Source organism: Nostocoides sp. (genome assembly GCF_037045025.1).
In the GTDB taxonomy this organism is placed as follows: domain Bacteria; phylum Actinomycetota; class Actinomycetes; order Actinomycetales; family Dermatophilaceae; genus Nostocoides_A.
The window spans coordinates 269,551-284,370 of the sequence record NZ_JBAOHM010000013.1 but is presented as its reverse complement, the minus strand read 5'-3'; the positions used below and the strand labels follow the sequence as shown (position 1 = coordinate 284,370).

Sequence of the window (14,820 nt, the reverse complement as noted above, 5' to 3'; positions counted from 1 at the left end):
CCGGCGCCCGCGGATAATCAGGGGCGGGCTGTCGGGGATGCGCCGTAGGCTCGAGTATTGCCATGAGCAGTCCCGTCATCGAGTCACCGACCATCTCGGTCACCAGCCCGCCGCCGCCCGACCCGCGCCGGACGGTGACGTGGCGTCGGGTCCGCACCCCGTTGAATATGGCGGCGCTGGCCGTGCTGCTCGTCGGCTCGATTGCACAGGTCCTCGGCAATGTCCTTGCCGGACAGATCGCCGAGGCACCGACGTGGGAGCTGCTCCGCTGGCTCGCCGTCGCCATGGTCGGTGGCTCGATGTTGGACATGGGCGGGCGGTATGTGTGGTTCGGTGAAATCGACCGCGTCGAGGGGCGCCTGCGGGCCGATCTGCTCGACGCGGCGCTCAGCCAGCCCCTCGCCGCCCTCGGTGAGCAGGCCGTCGGGGAGGTGCTCGACCGTGTCGACGACGACACCCGCGAGGTCGGCAACCTGATGCGGTGGCAGTCGTGGATGATTCTGCGCTCCCTTTTCAGCGCCGTCCCCATGTGGATCATCGGCGGGTTGACCTGGTGGCCGGCGTGGTTCATGTTCCCCGTCTTCGCCGTCCTCACCTGGCTGGGGATGCGCTCGCTGTTGCGGCCGATCGCCGAACGCAAAATCATCGAAGAGGCGGCGTGGACCGACCACGCCGCAGCCCTCGAGGAGGCCATCGCCGGCCGGGACGACCTGCGCACCAGCCTCGGCCAGTCCTTCGCCATCGGCCGGCTCGCCCAGCTGTCCGCCCGGGTGCACGCCACATTCCACAGCGTCATCGTGCTCGAAAAGAAGATCGTGCTACGCGCAGTCCTGGTGCTCAACGCCTTGCTGGCGGCCGTCGCGAGCATCGGCGTCGCCATGGCCAGCGACGGCACCGTCTCGGTCGCCCAACTCGTGACGATCTTCTTGATCACGAGCCAGTTCGTCGGCGTCGTCGGCTTCGTTGCCGAGCAGCTGCCCGACATTCAGGCGGGCCTGGGTGCCGTGACCCGCTTGCGGCAGATGCTCGCCCTGGCGCCCGAGCCGGTCGGGGGAAAGCGCCTCGACACCGAGCACGTCGACGTGCACTTCGACCACGTGGACTTCGCCTATGACGAGGGCACCTTCGCCCTCGCTGATATCGACGTGCACGTGCCCGCCGGGAAAACCCTGGCGCTCGTGGGCAGGTCCGGCTCCGGCAAGTCCACGCTCGCCTCGCTGCTCTCGCGGGCCGTCGACCCAGCTCCCGGCACGGTCTTCGTCGGCGGTATCGATGTGCTCGACCTTGATCTGCAGTCGTTGCGCCGCCAGGTGGGCGTCGTCACGCAACGCACCGAAATCCTCGCGGGCACGCTCGCCGAGAACATCGCCCTCTTCGCCGACCTGCCCCGCGAGCGCATCGAAGCCGTCGTGGCCGAGCTGCGCCTGGGCGACTGGCTCGCCGGCCTCGGGGACGGCCTCGACACCGTGCTCGGCCCCGGCGGCACGACCCTGTCCGCGGGCGAGGAGCAGCTGGTCGCCTTCGCGCGCTTGCTCATCCGCGACGTCCATGTCGTCGTCCTCGACGAGGCCACGGCCCGCATGGACCCGCTCACCGAGGCCCGGGTTGTCGCCGCCGCCGACCGGCTGCTGCGTGGCCGCACCGGCCTGCTGGTCGCCCACCGCCTCTCGACGATCGCCCGTGCCGACCTGGTGGCGGTCCTGGCTGCCGGTCGGCTCGTCCAGTTCGGGGCGCAGGCCCGCCTCGCCACTGTCGACGGCCCCTTCCGTGACTTGCTGCGCTCGGCCAACGTCGACGGAACGGAGGTCGCGCAGTCCGAAGCGGTGGCGGAGACTCCCGCAACGGTTGACGACCCTGGTCCCGTTGCCGCCCACGCCGAAGCGGCAGCGCTCACCTCGGTGGCGGACTGGGCAGGAGAGCGGGTCGGGTCGGCCAGGAGGCGTCGGGCTGCCTTGGAGCGACCGGAGACCGGGACCGGGCCTTCGCTTGCACGGGGCGTCACCAGCGTGCTGCGCGTGCGCCCGGGGTGGGGGCTGCTCGCTGTCGTGCTCTTCCTGGGCATGTCGCTGACCGGTGGCGCCGGGGCACTCACCGGGTTCGCCTGGGGTCACGCCGTCGAACGGATCGCGCGTGGAGAAGACCCGTGGTGGTGGCTCGCCGCGGTGGTCTTCATGGTGCTCGCCGGTCCACTGATGCTCGCCGAGGCAATCTCGCGCTACCCGCGGTGGTGGGTCGAGGTGCTGCTCCGGGTCCGGATGGCGGTGCTCGTCGGGCAGACCGCTCAGCGCCGGCTGGAAAAGGTGCCGGCCGGTGAGGTCGTGGCCCGGGCCATGGACTCCGATCGCTACGCCCGGTATGCCGACCGCTGGGTGGATTTCGTCAACGGGCTCATCGTCGTGGCCGTCACGGGCATCGCGGCGGCCACTCCCCTGGCCGGTCTCGTGCTGTTCGGGGTCATCGTCGCGGCCACGCTGACCTCGGCGATCGGGCGGCCGATTGCCGGGCGGACGGCGACCAAGGCCTCGGCGATGCGGGCGCGGTTCGGGCGGGCGCTCGTATCCACCCTCGAGTCGGCGCGCACGGTCAAGCTCGCCGGGCGCACCCCGGAGCTGCACCGTCACCTGCAGCGGGTCGACGCCGGCCGCGTCGATGCTGCGGTGCGCGAACACCACGTGCAGGCCGTGCTCGACTCGGTGCCGACGGTCATGATCAAGGTCGGTGTCGTGGTCGTGTGGGCGGCGGTCGTGGGGCACTGGTGGGGCCTGGCGACAGCGCTGCTCGTCGCCAATGCCCTCAACGGTTTCGAGTGGTTCGGCCGCGTCGCCGGCGCCGTGGTCACCGAGGCACCGGGCACCCGCTCCTGGCAGGCCGCCACCAGCCAGATGGCTGGTGGCGTCGATCTCATGCGGATCCCGCCGGGGGTGGACCTGGTCACCGGCACGGCTCCCCCGGCACCGGCCGTCGAGCGGGTGCCCTTGCGCGAATTGGTCGTCGACAACGTCACAGCCATTCACGAGGACGGGACGGTCGGCGTCGAGAACGTGTCCCTGACGATCCGGCGCGGCGAACTCGTGTTGCTTCTCGGGCAGGTCGGCTCCGGCAAGTCCAGCCTGCTGCGCACACTCGCCGGCCTGATCGACTACGAGGGCCGTGTCCTGTGGAACGGCGAGATCGTCGACGACGCCGAGCTGTTCCTGCGGCCAGGACAAGTCGCCTATGTCGCCCAGGTGCCGCGCGTCATGTCCGGGACATTTGCCGACAACGTCCAGTTGGGGTTCACCCGCGCCTTCGACGACCCGGTCGCCGATGCCCGCCTGACACCGGACGTGACCGCTGCCGGTGGGGCCACGGCGCTCGTTGGCCACCGCGGGGTGCGGTTGTCCGGTGGGCAGGTGCAGCGACTGGCGCTGGCGCGTGCCCTCGCGGCCGACGCCGAGCTACTGCTCGCCGACGACGTCTCCAGCGCCCTCGACGCCAAGACCGAGATCGAGCTGTGGGACGCGCTGCGTCGCCGCTCCGCAACCGTCGTGGGGGCCACCTCCAAGCGGGCTGCGCTCGCGCGGGCCGACCGGGTTGTCGTGCTCGCCGACGGCCGGGTCGAGGCGGCCGGGGCGTGGTCGCACCTGTCGGATGAGTGGGGCCACCTCGCCGGCTGACGCACGGCGCCTCGCAAGGCCGTCAACGGGGTCGAATCGCCCTTTGAGGTCCTAGAGGTTGCCGCGCTTGTCCTGCTCGCGCTCGATCGACTCAAAGAGCGCCTTGAAGTTGCCCTTGCCGAAGCCGAGGGAGCCGTGCCGCTCGATGATCTCGAAGAAGACCGTGGGGCGGTCGCCGAGGGGCTTGGTGAAGATCTGCAGCAGGTAGCCGTCCTCGTCGCGGTCCACCAGAATGCCGCGCTTCTTCAGCTCCTCGATCGGGACGCGGACCTCGCCGATCCGGGCGCGCAGCACGGGGTCGTCGTAGTACGCGTCCGGGGTGTCGAGGAACTCCACGCCCTCGCGCACGAGCGCATCGACGGTGCCGAGGATGTCGCCGGTGGCGAGGGCGAGGTGCTGGGCGCCCGGGCCGGCATAGAAGTCGAGGTATTCGTCGATCTGGCTGCGCTTCTTGGCGATCGCCGGCTCGTTCAGGGGGAACTTCACCCGGTGGTTGCCGTTGGCGACGACCTTGGACATCAGCGCGGAGTATTCGGTGGCGATGTCGTCGCCGACGAACTCGGCCATGTTCACAAAACCCATCACCTTGTTGTAGAACGCGACCCACTCGTCCATCTTGCCGAGTTCGACATTGCCGACGACGTGGTCGAGGGCCTGGAAGAGCCGCTTCGGGGCGCCCTCGCGCTTCTCAAAGCCGGAGGTGCGCGGCAGATAGCCGGGGACGTGGGGGCCGGCATACCGGACGCCGTCGACGACCCGCTGCACGAGCGTATGCCGCGTCTCACCGTAGGTCGCGATGCTCGCCAGGCGCACGGTGCCGAACGCGTCGGACACGTCGTAGGGCTCATCGATCACCTGGGCACCGGCGAGTCGGGCCTGGGCGATGCACTTGTCGACGTCGGGGACCTCCAGGCCGATATCGACGACGCCGTCGCCGTGCTTGGCATGGTGGGCGATCAACGGGCTGTCCGGGCTGACCGCGCCCTTGAGCACGAACTTGATCGAGCCGGACTTCAGCACGAACGCCTTGTGGTCGCGGTTGCCGTTCTCGGGCCCGGAGTAGGCGATCAGCTCCATCCCCCAGACCGACTGGTAGTAGTGCGCGGCCTGGGTGGCGTTGCCGACCACAAAGACGATGGCGTCCCAGCCGGTGACCGGGAAGGGGTCGTTGTCCGCGTCATACTCAACCAGGCCGACCAGCTGGCGCAACTGCTGCTGGTCGAGGCCCGCATCTTGCTCTTGCTCGGTGAGAACCACAGTGTCCGTCATGTCGAGAGAGTGACGGAGACCAGTCAGGATGCGCAACCGCAACAGTATGGATTGGACATTTCGCCCACTACGGTCGCACGACCAGGAAACATAATGGACAATGTGATTCGTGCCACCTCAACACGCCTCGGCGCGGATCGACTCCCTCGACGCCCGCATTCTCGCGTTGTTCACCGAGGACCCCGACGTCGGCGTCCTCGGCGCCTCCCGCCGGCTCGGGGTGGCGCGTGGCACGGTTCAGGCGCGCCTGGACCGGCTGCAGTCCCGCGGAGTGATCGCCTCCTTCGCCCCGACGATCAGCCCGGCGGCACTCGGCTTTCCGGTGACGGCCTTTTGCACCCTGGAGATCCGGCAGCGCTCGGGTCACGGCCCGGTCGTCGAGCACCTGGCCGCGATCCCGGAGGTGCTGGAGATCCACACGATCACCGGCCAGGGCGACCTGCTGATCAAGGTGGTCGCCACGGACAACACCGATCTCGGTCGGGTCGTCGATCTCGTGGTCGACGACGTACACGTCATCCGCGCCAACACCTCGATCTCGTTGCGCACCCACCTGCACCACCGCACCGGGCCGCTGGTCGGCCGCGCCCTTCGGCCTTAACGGCGCAGACAGGACGAGGCCGGGTGAACCACCACGGATCACCCGGCCCCGGTCTTGTCCGCCGGTCAGTCCCGGCGGCAGGTCAGCTGCGGCTCAGGCGCGGTGGGCCGACCACATGCTGCGCATCCGCGCCTTCTGGCCCGCGCTGAACATGTTCATGCACGAGTCGTAGGTGTAGTCCATGAAGTTGCGGATCGGGTCGTTGCCCGGAGCGGAGCAGGTGTTGCGTCCGATCGGGCACTCGAACGCGGGGCTGTCCTCGGCCGGGGTGTCCTTGACCTGGTCGCCCGGGCTGGCGCAGCCGCCCTGGAAGGTGTGCCACAACCCCATCCAGTGGCCCACCTCGTGGGTGGCGGTGTCACCGAGGTTGTAGTTGGCCGCGTTGCCACCCGGCAGCGACTGGTTCAGCACGACGACGCCGTCCATCTTGTCGCCGGCGTTGCCGTCGAACGGGAAGGTCGCCCACCCGAGCAGCCCGCCGCCGAGATTGGCGGTGTAGACGTTGAGGGTGTTGGTGCCGCCCTTGCGCAGCGCGGTCTTCATCGCGCGCTCGGCCGAGCTGCCCGGCGAGACGTTATACCACGAGGAGTTGCTGACCCGCTTGGTGCCCTTGAGGACGAACTTGAACCCGGCGGTGCTGTAGGCGTTGTTGAGCACCGTCATCTGCTGGGTGATGCGGGTATTGGAGACATTGCCGTTGGATCCCGAGGTAATGACGTTGAAGTAGACGGGAACAGTCGTGACCGGCGCGGCTGCCGCGCGCCCCGAGGCGTCGACGGCCTCGCCGGCGGCGTTCAGGTGCAGGCCCTTGGCCGCGAGGGCGGCCCGGAAGATCTTGTCGGCGGAGGCAACGTCCGCGGCCGTGACCGAGTTGGGGTCATCGACGTGAGCGCCGGGCATCACCCGCGCGGAAGCGTGCGTGGGAATGCACTGCGGGCTCTCGCTTGCGCCCAGGGGCTTGGCGGTGGCGGGCAGGGCGCCCATCCCGAGGGCGAGCAGGGCCGCGCCCGGAAGCGCGACGGCAAGACGACGTGACATGACTGGAGTTTTTCCTTTCGGTTCCCCTCAGCGGCGCAGGGATGCGCCGATTGCGTATCAGAACCTAGCCTGTTTCTCGCTGATCGACAGCAAAATGGGGAAACTGAATGCTCAACTGGACCCTGCCGCCGGATCTCCTACGGACAAGGCGGCGCCCCGCCGACGACGGTCGACGGGGCGCGCGTGCCAGAGTGCCGAGCTGGCTGGGTGGGGTGGCTCAGGCGCGGAAGGCGTTCCACATGTTGCGCATCCGCTGATACTGCCCAGGCGTGAATTCGATCATGCAGTTGTCGGTCGAGTAGTCCATGAAGTTGCGGACCGGGTCCTTGCCGGGCGCGGTGCAGGTGTCGATCCCGACCGGGCAGCCCGAGGCCGGCGCGGCTTCATACGGCGTGTCGGCGACCATGTCACCGGGACGCGCGCAGCCCTCCTGGAAGGTGTGCCACAGGCCCATCCAGTGCCCGACCTCGTGCGTTCCGGTGTCACCCTTGTTGTATGGCGCGGCGTTGCCGCCTTGAAGCGACTCATCGAGGATGACGACGCCGTCCATCTTGTCCCCGGCGTTCCCGTCGAACGGGAAGGTCGCCCAGCCGAGAAGCCCGCCGCTGAGGTTGGCGGTGTAGAGGTTGAGCGTGTCGGTTCCGCCGCGCCGCAACGAACGCTTGGCGGCGGCCTCGGCGTTGCTCCCGGGTGCCATGTTGTTGTACCAGTTCGCGTTGTTGGTCCGGGTGATCGCCTTCAACTCGAAGCTGAAGGCCGCCTTGCCGAAGGTCTGGCGCAGCGTGCGGACCTGGGCGCGCACCTGGGCGTCGGACACATTGCCCTTCGCGCCGTCGTGGATGACGTGGACGTAGACCTCAACCGGCTTCCACTTCGCGGCGTCGGACCGGCCCTGAGCGTCGACGACATCGCCGGTGGCGTTGACGTGCAGGCCGCGCACGGCCAGGGCGGCCTGGAAGGCGCGTTCGGCGTTGGCGACATCCGCCCCCGAGCCCTCGTTGGGGTCGTGCCGGATCTCTCCCCCAGGCCGGACGCGCGCGTTGGGCGCGGTGCTACCGGGCGCGCATTCGGCGGTGGCCGTCTCGGTGGCTCCCATCGGCTGGGCGCCCGCCGGGATGGCGCCGAGGCCGGCGGCGAGCATCGCGGCGCTGGGCAGTGCGATCGCGAGGCGCTTGCTCTTGTTCATCACTGTTCTCTTCCCTCCTCGCCGCCTCGGATCAGGCGGCGGATTCAGGAAACCTAGCCCGCGTTGGCACCCTCCAGGCGGATTAGCGCCCGACAAATCTGCAGGTCAACGCCGCGCGACCGGGTGAACCGCCGGCCTCTGCTGCCGGTCACTCGCCGTCGGCGGGGGGCCGCAAGCCATCGTAGATCTCCTTGCACACCGGGCACACGGGGAACTTCTTCGGGTCTCGGCCGGGCACCCACACCTTGCCGCACAGCGCGACGACCGGGTCCCCCGACAGCGCCGACTCGAGGATCTTTTCCTTGCGGACATAGTGGGCGAAGCGCTCTCGGTCTCCGGGCTCTTGGACCTGGGGCAGGGTCTCTTCCCGCTCCAGCACCGACGTGGCCGTGCTCGGCCCCTGGGGTGCTCCGGGCGGACCGGGTGCGTCGGGGTCGGAGAGGCTCGCCGAGCTGGGGCGGTCGGTCGCGGAGTGCTCCATTCCGCGAGTCTAGGCCGAAGTTACGGCTGGTTGACGTGGCGAACCCCCTGCTGGGCAGGGGGTTCGCTGGTTTGGGTGTTGGTGGTTCTGTCTACTTGCCGTTGATGGTTAGGGGGATGGGGGCGTTTAGGAGGGCGAAGGTGTGGCGTTGGGTGGGGGTGGGTTCGGCCAGGGTGGGCACGAGGGGTGTGGTGTGGTCGGTGCCGTAGCGCAGGTCGTTGCGGGTCAGGGTGGCGAGGTGTTTGAGCAGGGCCGGGAAGGACCGCACGGGCTGGTCGTGGTCGTCGGTGTGTCGGGAGGCTTTGCGGTCCGCGGCCGGGGAGCGGTGGGCGGGTGTTGACCGTCGCTCTGGGTGACGACGTGGGGGCCGTGATCTGTCATCGAGGTTGCCGACGGGCGGTCGCATTGGTTTGAGTGTGGTGTTCGTGGTCCTCGGCGCCATCACTGTGCCGGGCTCGGGCAAGATGGGTGGGGTATTGGACGTTCACGGCCCTCGCGCGTGAGGTGTCGTGGAAGACGTCGCGGGAGGGCCGTGCCGGATGCGCGGAGGCATCGGTGCTCACAGTAGAAGGTGATCAGGCTCGGGTCGAGTCGCGGTTGGTGTCCGGACAGATCGGTTGTCCGGGGTGTTCTGGAGAGCTGCGCCCGTGGGGGTGGGCGCGGCCGCGGCGGGTGCATGGCATCGAGGCGGTGGTGCGTCCGCGGCGGGCTCGCTGTCCGGGGTGTTTGCTGACGCACGTGCTGTTGCCGGTGACGCTGTTGTTGCGGCGGGGGTACGCGGCCGGGGTGGTCGGTGCCGCGCTGACCGCTCGCGCGAGGGGGTTGGGACACCGGCCGATCGGGCAGGCGTTGGGGGTGCCGGGGGCGACGGTCCGAGGCTGGCTGCGGGTGATGGGCTCCCGGCTTGACCCGGTCCGGTCGTGGTTGCTGCAGGTCGCGGCCCTGGCCGGGGTGGACTGGGTGGTGCCCCAAGCGCAGGGGTGTCGGTGGCGGGACCTGTTGGCTGCCCTGGCCGCGGCGAGCGAGGCGGTCACGGGCCGGTTCGGCCGGGATGGGGTGCTCGGCCCGGTGACGGGCTGGCAGGTCGCCGTCGCCTGTTCCGGTGGTCGGCTGTTGGCGCCGGGGTGGCCGCCGGTCTGGCCGGGGCGGGGCGGCAACACGAGTTGCCCCTGACGCCTGGCCCGGGCAGGCGGCATCGTCGTAAGGGTTGTCCCTGACCGTGCCGCGGTCAGGTATTCCCCTTGCTTCAGAGGAGTTGTCGTGGAGTGCACACCCGAGCAGGAGGCGCACAAGCGGCGTGAGCGCGCGCAGCTGGTGGCGTTGTTCCGCTACCAGCTGATTAGTCCGGCCCTGGATCCGGGCTTGTCGCGCAAGGCCCGCGGGAAGGTGGTGCGCGCGATCGCGGCCCGCAGCCACGTCGGCCCGTTCGGTGGGCAGCAGACCTACTCGCGGGACACATTGGATCGGTGGATCCGCCGGTACCGCGCCGGCGGGTTCGAGGCGTTGACGCCCTCGCTGCGTCAGCCGGGTTCCCGGATCGACACGGCGGTGCTGGAGCTGGCGGTCGCGCTCAAACGGGAGAACCCGGCCCGGACAGCGGCGCAGGTCGCGCGGATCCTGCGGGCTTCCTCGGGGTACTCCCCGTCCGAGTCGACGCTGCTGCGGCTCTTCCACCGGCACGAGCTGATCGGCCCAGCGACCGGGCAGGCGCCGGTGTTCGGCCGGTACGAGGCCGACGCGCCGAACCAGCGGTGGGTCGGGGACGCGTTGCACGGGCCGAAGATCGGCGGGCGCAAGACCTACCTGTTCGCCTTCTTGGACGATCACTCCCGCCTGGTGGTCGGCTACCGGTTCGGGTTCGCCGAGGACGTGATCCGACTGGCCGTCGCCTTGGAGCGCGCGTTGGCCTGCCGCGGGGTGCCCGGCGCCTGCTATGTCGACAACGGCTCGGCCTACGTCGATGCGTGGCTGCTGCGAGCCTGCGCCAAGCTCGGTATCCGGCTGATCCACGCCACCCCACACCGACCCCAAGGCAAAGGCAAAATCGAACGATTTTTCCGCACCGTACGCGAGCAGTTCCTCGTCGAGGTCCCCGACACCAGCGCCGCCGACCTGGCCGAACAGGCCACCACCGCCGCGGCGGCGCTGCTGGAACTGAACGCGCAGTTCACCGCCTGGGTCGAGTCGCTCTATCACCACCAGGTGCACTCCGAAACCGGTCAGAGCCCACTGACCCGCTGGAACGACGGCTGGCAGGCCGCCGGGCACGGCCCGACCATGCCAGCCGCGGACGCGTTGACCGAGGCGTTCTTATGGTCCCAGCTGCGCACCGTCACCAAGACCGCCACCATCAGCCTGCACGGCAACACCTACCAGGTCGAACCCGCCCTGGTCGGACGCAAGGTCGAACTCGTCTTCTCCCCGTTCAACCTCGAACAGATCGAGGTCCGCCACAGCGGACGCTCCTACGGCCAAGCCGTCCCACACGTGATCACCCGACACACCCACCCCAAGGCCCGACCCGAGACCCCCGAACCAGCCCCCGCCACGACCGGGATCAACTACCTGAACCTGCTCACCGACACCCACCACACCCACGTCGCCGACGACGAACGGATCGGCTTCCACGCCCTCTACGCCAACAGCCCCGAAGCCACCACCGAGCAGATCCCCGGGCAACTGTCCCTCGATGAAATGCTCACCGACACCACCTCGCGGCAGGACGCGGCCCGGGGAGTATCCAACGCCTGCAATCCTACTGGGGATTCACGGCCATGCCGTTCGGCCGGTCCCTGGCCCCCTCGATGCTGCACCGCCACGCCGGGCACGCCGAGGCCATGGCCCGCATCGACTGGTGCATCAGCCAACACGCCCTCGGGGTGATCACCGGCGAGGTCGGCGCCGGCAAGACCGTCGCCATCCGCGCCGCCACCGCCGCCCTGGACACCTCCCGACACGTGGTCATCTACCTGCCCAACCCCTCCGTCGGCGTCCGCGGCATGCTGCACCACATCACCTCCGCCCTCGGGCAAACCCCCACCTTCTACACCGCCACCCTGGTCCCCCAAGCCGCCGAGGCCCTCGCCGCCGAACACGCCGAACGCGGCCGCACCCCCGTCCTGGTCTTCGACGAAGCACACCTGCTCGACAACCCCCAACTCGAAGCCGTCCGCATGATGACCAACCACGGCATGGACTCCGGCGCCCCGTTCGCCGCGCTGCTAGTCGGACAACCCACCCTGCGCCAACGACTCCGCCTCGGCGTGCTCGCCGCCCTCGACCAACGCATCGCCGTCCGATACACCCTCACCGGGATGACCCCCGACGAAACCAGCGACTACATCACCCACCACGTCAAGATCGCCGGACGCACCGACACCCTCTTCAGCAACGACGCGATCACCCTGATCCACAACGCCTCCCGAGGATACCCACGCGCCATCAACAACCTCGCCGTCAACGCCCTGATGGCCGCATTCGCCAAAGACACCAACATCGTCGACGAGAAAGCCGCCCGCATCGCGATCTCCGAAACCGGCGCGGACTAACCAACCCCCGTCACCACGCCGAGCACCCCGTCACCACGCCGACCACGGCCCCGCCCGCCAACCGCGGACGGGGCCGTTCCACACCCAGACCATCGGCAAACCCGATGACGCCGCCATCCGCAGAATGAGCGACGGTCAACAGGCGGGGGCGACCGGGTCGGCGGGTGTTGGCGGGTGTTCGTCGGTGTAGGTCAGGGGGGCTAGGGTGGCGCGTAGGTGCCAGGTCAGGTAGGCGGCGAGCATCACAATCAGGACGTGGGCGCGGACGCGGTCTTCGAGGCGGTGGTAGATCGGGCGCAGGTCGAGGTCGGTGGCTTTGATGCTGCGGAAGTCGCGTTCGACGTGGGCGAGGTTTTTGTAGGCCTGGACGATGCTGGCGGGGGTGAGGGTCTCGGCGGGCGTTGGGGTGCGTAGCACGTAGATGCCGTCGAGGGCGGCTTCGGCGGCGATCTGGCTGGTTTTGCGGGTGATCACCACGGTGGTGTCGGTGATGGTCAGGTCGAAGTGTTTGGCCATCCGGTATTTGTTGAGGAGTTTGCCGACCCGCAGGCCGATCGTGTCGGCGCCGGCTAGCCGGCCCTCGGCCACTGCTCGCTGGGTGGGGGCCAGGGCGGTTTCGGTGGCGGTGAGCAGGTCCTCGCGTTTGCGGGCGCGTTCGGTGGCCAGGAACGGGTTGCGGCAGGCGATCAGCCGTTCCCCGGGGTAGTCGGGGTGGCTGATTTCGGCCAGGTTGTGTTCATCGAACAGGGTTGGTTGAAGCGGGCCGCCCTCGGCGGCAAGGGTTTTGATCGCGGGGGCGCGCAGCGCGGTGATCCAGCCGAGGTCGGCTCGGGTGGCCGGGTCGGTGTTGGTGTGGCGGATCGCGGTGATCCGGGCGGTGGTGATCATGCCGCGGTCGCCGACCATGACCATCTCGGTGAGTTTGAAGGTGTCCCGCACCAGGGTGACGGCCTCGATGAACGCGGTGGGGTCGGCGGTGTTGCCGGGGAAGACCCGGATCGCGACCGGGCGACCGGCCGGGTCGGTCAGCAGCCCGTACTCGATCTGGGTGCGGTTCTTCTTCCCGTCGCGGGAGTAGCCGCGCCGGGCCAGTGGGCAGTGGCTGCCTTCCATCCACGAGGACGATAGGTCGAACAGCGCCATCCGGGCGGGGTTGGCGTCGGCGGCCAGGTGGCGCCGGGCCAGCTGCTTCTCGATCGCGTCCTGGCGCCCGAGTAGCCAGTCCATCGCCGCGTAGACCTCGTCGGTGGAGGCACCGGCCAGGTCGAGGTCGACGCCCAGGGTGGTGTCGGCCCACCAGGAGATGGTCGCCAGCTTCGAGCCGGGTGCCAGCACTCGGGCGATGATCAGCCCCATCGCCAGGTCCCGGGCCCGCCCGGGCGGCCCGAGTAGCCCGGGTAGGCCCAGGGCCCGGGCTTGGGCCCACACCGCGGCCACATGCCCGTGCGGCAGGGAGCGGGTGATGGTGGCGGCCTGGTCGGCCGGGATGAACGCCTGCCCGGCCAGGCAGGCCCGGATCACCTCGATCAGCTCGGCCGGCAGGTGGGAGAGGTTCGCGACCGTCTCGTTGCGCACCTTGCCGTTCTCCCGCCAGGAACGCCGCAACAGGTGGGTCTCGTAGTCCCGGGCCACCCCGTCCTTACCAACATAGTGACGACGGTGCGTGGTCACATGAACCGCTCCACCACGTTTCGCCATACCGCCAAAATATCACACCGTGCCGGATCGATCGATCCACTTTAGTGACGACACACCGAGGGGTTAGAAGCCGCATCACTGCAGGTCAAAACGGGGATCAGCCCTCAAACCACTCGCAACTTCGGACTAACCGCCGGGGCTTGATCAGATCGACGGTCTCCGGGTGGACGGCGGACTCCCACGGCGCGAGCCGGTAGCCGGCCTTCTTGTAGATTCGCTGGTTGCGCAACGACCGGCGGCCGGTGTTGATCCAATAGCTCGTCACATCCGCCGGGGCGAGCGACTCGACGAAGGCGAGCACGGCGCGGCCGATCCCGCGGCCGGCCAGGTCCGGGGCGACCATCAGCCGGCCCACCTGCCATACGGACGGATCGTCCGGGTCGCGCCGGCCGCGTCCGGAGGCGACCAGCCGGCCGCCGCTGCGCCACACCCAGATGGTCCACTCCCGCAGCGCACGAGCGTGCTCCACCGGCCCGTCCGTCATCGGCGGGAAGTCCACCGTCTCCATTTCCCGGGCTTCCGGCACCCAACACGCTCGGGTCAGCACGATCAGCTCGGGCAGGTCCGCTGCGGTGGCCTCGCGACCCTCCAGATCGGCCAGCCCACCCACCAGCGCCGTGCCGGCCAACAGGTCCGGCCGGCGCGCGACCGTCCGCTCCGCACGTTGTTCGTCGCGCCAGCGCGCGATCGCAGCATGGTTGCCGGACAACAACACCGCCGGCACCTCGTATGCCGCTCCCCCAGACGCCGCGGGCGCCGCCGGCACCCAGCGGGCAGGCTTGGTATAGACCGGGTACTCCAGCAGCCCGCCCTCGTGCGACTCCTCGACGAGGGATTCGGCGTTGCCGACGACACCCGGCAACAACCGGGCGACCGCCTCGACGATCGCGAGCGCGGCCACCTCGCCGCCGTTGACGACGAAGTCGCCGAGCGAGACCGGGACGACGTCCAGGCCGAGGTCGGCCGCGGCATACGAGAACAGCCGCTCGTCGATCCCCTCGTAGCGCCCGCACGCCAACGCCAGCCACGACTCCCCGGCTAGCTCGCGAGCGAACGCCTGGGTGAACGGCCGCCCGGAGGGGGTGGGGACGATTAGCCGGGGACGCCCGGGCGCCAGGCCCGCCACGTGGGAGAGCGCCTCGGCCCACGGCTGCGGCCTCATCACCATCCCGGCGCCGCCGCCGACCGGAGTGTCGTCGACCGTCCGGTGCCGGTCATGCGTGAACTCCCGCAGGTCATGCACGGCGAGGTCGATCAGGCCGTTGCGGCGCGCCGTCCCGATTAGCGAAAGTTCAAGCGGGGCAAGGTATTCAGGGAAGATCGTGACGATGTCGATGCGCACG

12 protein-coding genes are annotated in these 14,820 nt (G+C 69.5%); 5 read left to right on the top strand and 7 right to left on the bottom strand.

All coding sequences use genetic code 11. From position 1 onward, the window contains the following. The first annotated feature begins 62 nt into the window (after window positions 1–62). Entirely contained in the window at window positions 63–3,656 is a 3,594-nt protein-coding gene (locus tag V9G19_RS17155) for an ATP-binding cassette domain-containing protein (RefSeq protein WP_462286642.1), read from the top strand. Between the two features lie 51 nt (window positions 3,657–3,707). Here V9G19_RS17155 and hppD read toward each other — a convergent pair whose 3' ends face one another. Beyond that, window positions 3,708–4,925, bottom strand: a complete 1,218-nt coding sequence (gene hppD, locus V9G19_RS17150) for a 4-hydroxyphenylpyruvate dioxygenase (RefSeq protein WP_462286641.1) — start codon at window positions 4,923–4,925, stop codon at window positions 3,708–3,710. Between the two features lie 109 nt (window positions 4,926–5,034). Here hppD and V9G19_RS17145 point away from each other — a divergent pair, with 109 nt between their 5' ends. Continuing rightward, window positions 5,035–5,526, top strand: a complete 492-nt coding sequence (locus V9G19_RS17145) for an Lrp/AsnC family transcriptional regulator (protein WP_462286640.1) — start codon at window positions 5,035–5,037, stop codon at window positions 5,524–5,526. 93 nt (window positions 5,527–5,619) lie between these two features. Here V9G19_RS17145 and V9G19_RS17140 read toward each other — a convergent pair whose 3' ends face one another. From V9G19_RS17140 to V9G19_RS17125, 4 genes are all read right to left on the bottom strand, one after another. Beyond that, window positions 5,620–6,564 carry a zinc metalloprotease gene (locus V9G19_RS17140; RefSeq protein WP_462286639.1) on the bottom strand — a complete coding sequence of 315 codons (945 nt, stop codon included), beginning with the start codon at window positions 6,562–6,564 and terminating at the stop codon, window positions 5,620–5,622. Between the two features lie 217 nt (window positions 6,565–6,781). Next, a complete protein-coding gene (locus V9G19_RS17135; protein ID WP_462286638.1) occupies window positions 6,782–7,750 on the bottom strand; it encodes a zinc metalloprotease in 969 nt (322 codons plus the stop codon). A 148-nt stretch (window positions 7,751–7,898) separates the two neighbouring features. Beyond that, the gene (locus V9G19_RS17130) at window positions 7,899–8,231 is read right to left on the bottom strand and encodes a DUF3039 domain-containing protein (RefSeq protein WP_462286637.1); all 333 of its coding nucleotides are present in this window, start codon (window positions 8,229–8,231) and stop codon (window positions 7,899–7,901) included. A gap of 91 nt (window positions 8,232–8,322) precedes the next feature. Continuing rightward, a complete protein-coding gene (locus tag V9G19_RS17125) occupies window positions 8,323–8,637 on the bottom strand; it encodes a hypothetical protein (RefSeq protein WP_462286636.1) in 315 nt (104 codons plus the stop codon). A gap of 332 nt (window positions 8,638–8,969) precedes the next feature. On the opposite strand from V9G19_RS17125, the gene V9G19_RS17120 reads away from it, so the two are divergent. The 3 genes from V9G19_RS17120 to V9G19_RS17110 all read left to right on the top strand — a co-directional run bounded on the left by V9G19_RS17120 (window position 8,970) and on the right by V9G19_RS17110 (window position 11,779). Then, window positions 8,970–9,404 carry a hypothetical protein gene (locus tag V9G19_RS17120; protein WP_462283544.1) on the top strand — a complete coding sequence of 145 codons (435 nt, stop codon included), beginning with the start codon at window positions 8,970–8,972 and terminating at the stop codon, window positions 9,402–9,404. Window positions 9,405–9,491: 87 nt separating this feature from the next. Continuing rightward, window positions 9,492–11,114: a transposase gene (locus V9G19_RS17115; RefSeq protein ID WP_462286565.1), complete on the top strand. Its 1,623-nt coding sequence runs from the start codon at window positions 9,492–9,494 to the stop codon at window positions 11,112–11,114. Then, window positions 11,069–11,779: an ExeA family protein gene (locus tag V9G19_RS17110; RefSeq protein WP_462286564.1), complete on the top strand. Its 711-nt coding sequence runs from the start codon at window positions 11,069–11,071 to the stop codon at window positions 11,777–11,779. Before V9G19_RS17115 ends, V9G19_RS17110 begins: the two co-directional genes overlap by 46 nt. Before the next feature lie 135 nt (window positions 11,780–11,914). Here the strand turns inward: V9G19_RS17110 and V9G19_RS17105 are convergent, their stop codons facing one another. Together V9G19_RS17105 and trmD are read right to left on the bottom strand one after the other, a co-directional pair. Beyond that, window positions 11,915–13,450 (bottom strand): IS1634 family transposase, encoded by a 1,536-nt coding sequence (locus tag V9G19_RS17105; protein ID WP_462286635.1) that lies wholly within the window; start codon window positions 13,448–13,450, stop codon window positions 11,915–11,917. Window positions 13,451–13,574: 124 nt separating this feature from the next. Next, complete coding sequence (gene trmD / locus V9G19_RS17100) at window positions 13,575–14,819, bottom strand: tRNA (guanosine(37)-N1)-methyltransferase TrmD (RefSeq protein WP_462286634.1); 1,245 nt, start codon at window positions 14,817–14,819, stop codon at window positions 13,575–13,577. Window position 14,820: the final 1 nt, after the last annotated feature.

What these genes read in the sequence shown, in the direction of transcription:
- V9G19_RS17125 (WP_462286636.1), bottom strand. Translation starts at nt 8,637, where the DNA reads ATGCGACCGCCCGTCGGCAACCTCGATGACAGATCACGGCCCCCACGT.
- V9G19_RS17155 (WP_462286642.1), top strand. Translation starts at nt 63, where the DNA reads ATGAGCAGTCCCGTCATCGAGTCACCGACCATCTCGGTCACCAGCCCG.
- V9G19_RS17130 (WP_462286637.1), bottom strand. Translation starts at nt 8,231, where the DNA reads ATGGAGCACTCCGCGACCGACCGCCCCAGCTCGGCGAGCCTCTCCGAC.
- hppD (WP_462286641.1), bottom strand. Translation starts at nt 4,925, where the DNA reads ATGACGGACACTGTGGTTCTCACCGAGCAAGAGCAAGATGCGGGCCTC.
- V9G19_RS17110 (WP_462286564.1), top strand. Translation starts at nt 11,069, where the DNA reads ATGGCCCGCATCGACTGGTGCATCAGCCAACACGCCCTCGGGGTGATC.
- V9G19_RS17140 (WP_462286639.1), bottom strand. Translation starts at nt 6,564, where the DNA reads ATGTCACGTCGTCTTGCCGTCGCGCTTCCGGGCGCGGCCCTGCTCGCC.
- V9G19_RS17135 (WP_462286638.1), bottom strand. Translation starts at nt 7,750, where the DNA reads ATGAACAAGAGCAAGCGCCTCGCGATCGCACTGCCCAGCGCCGCGATG.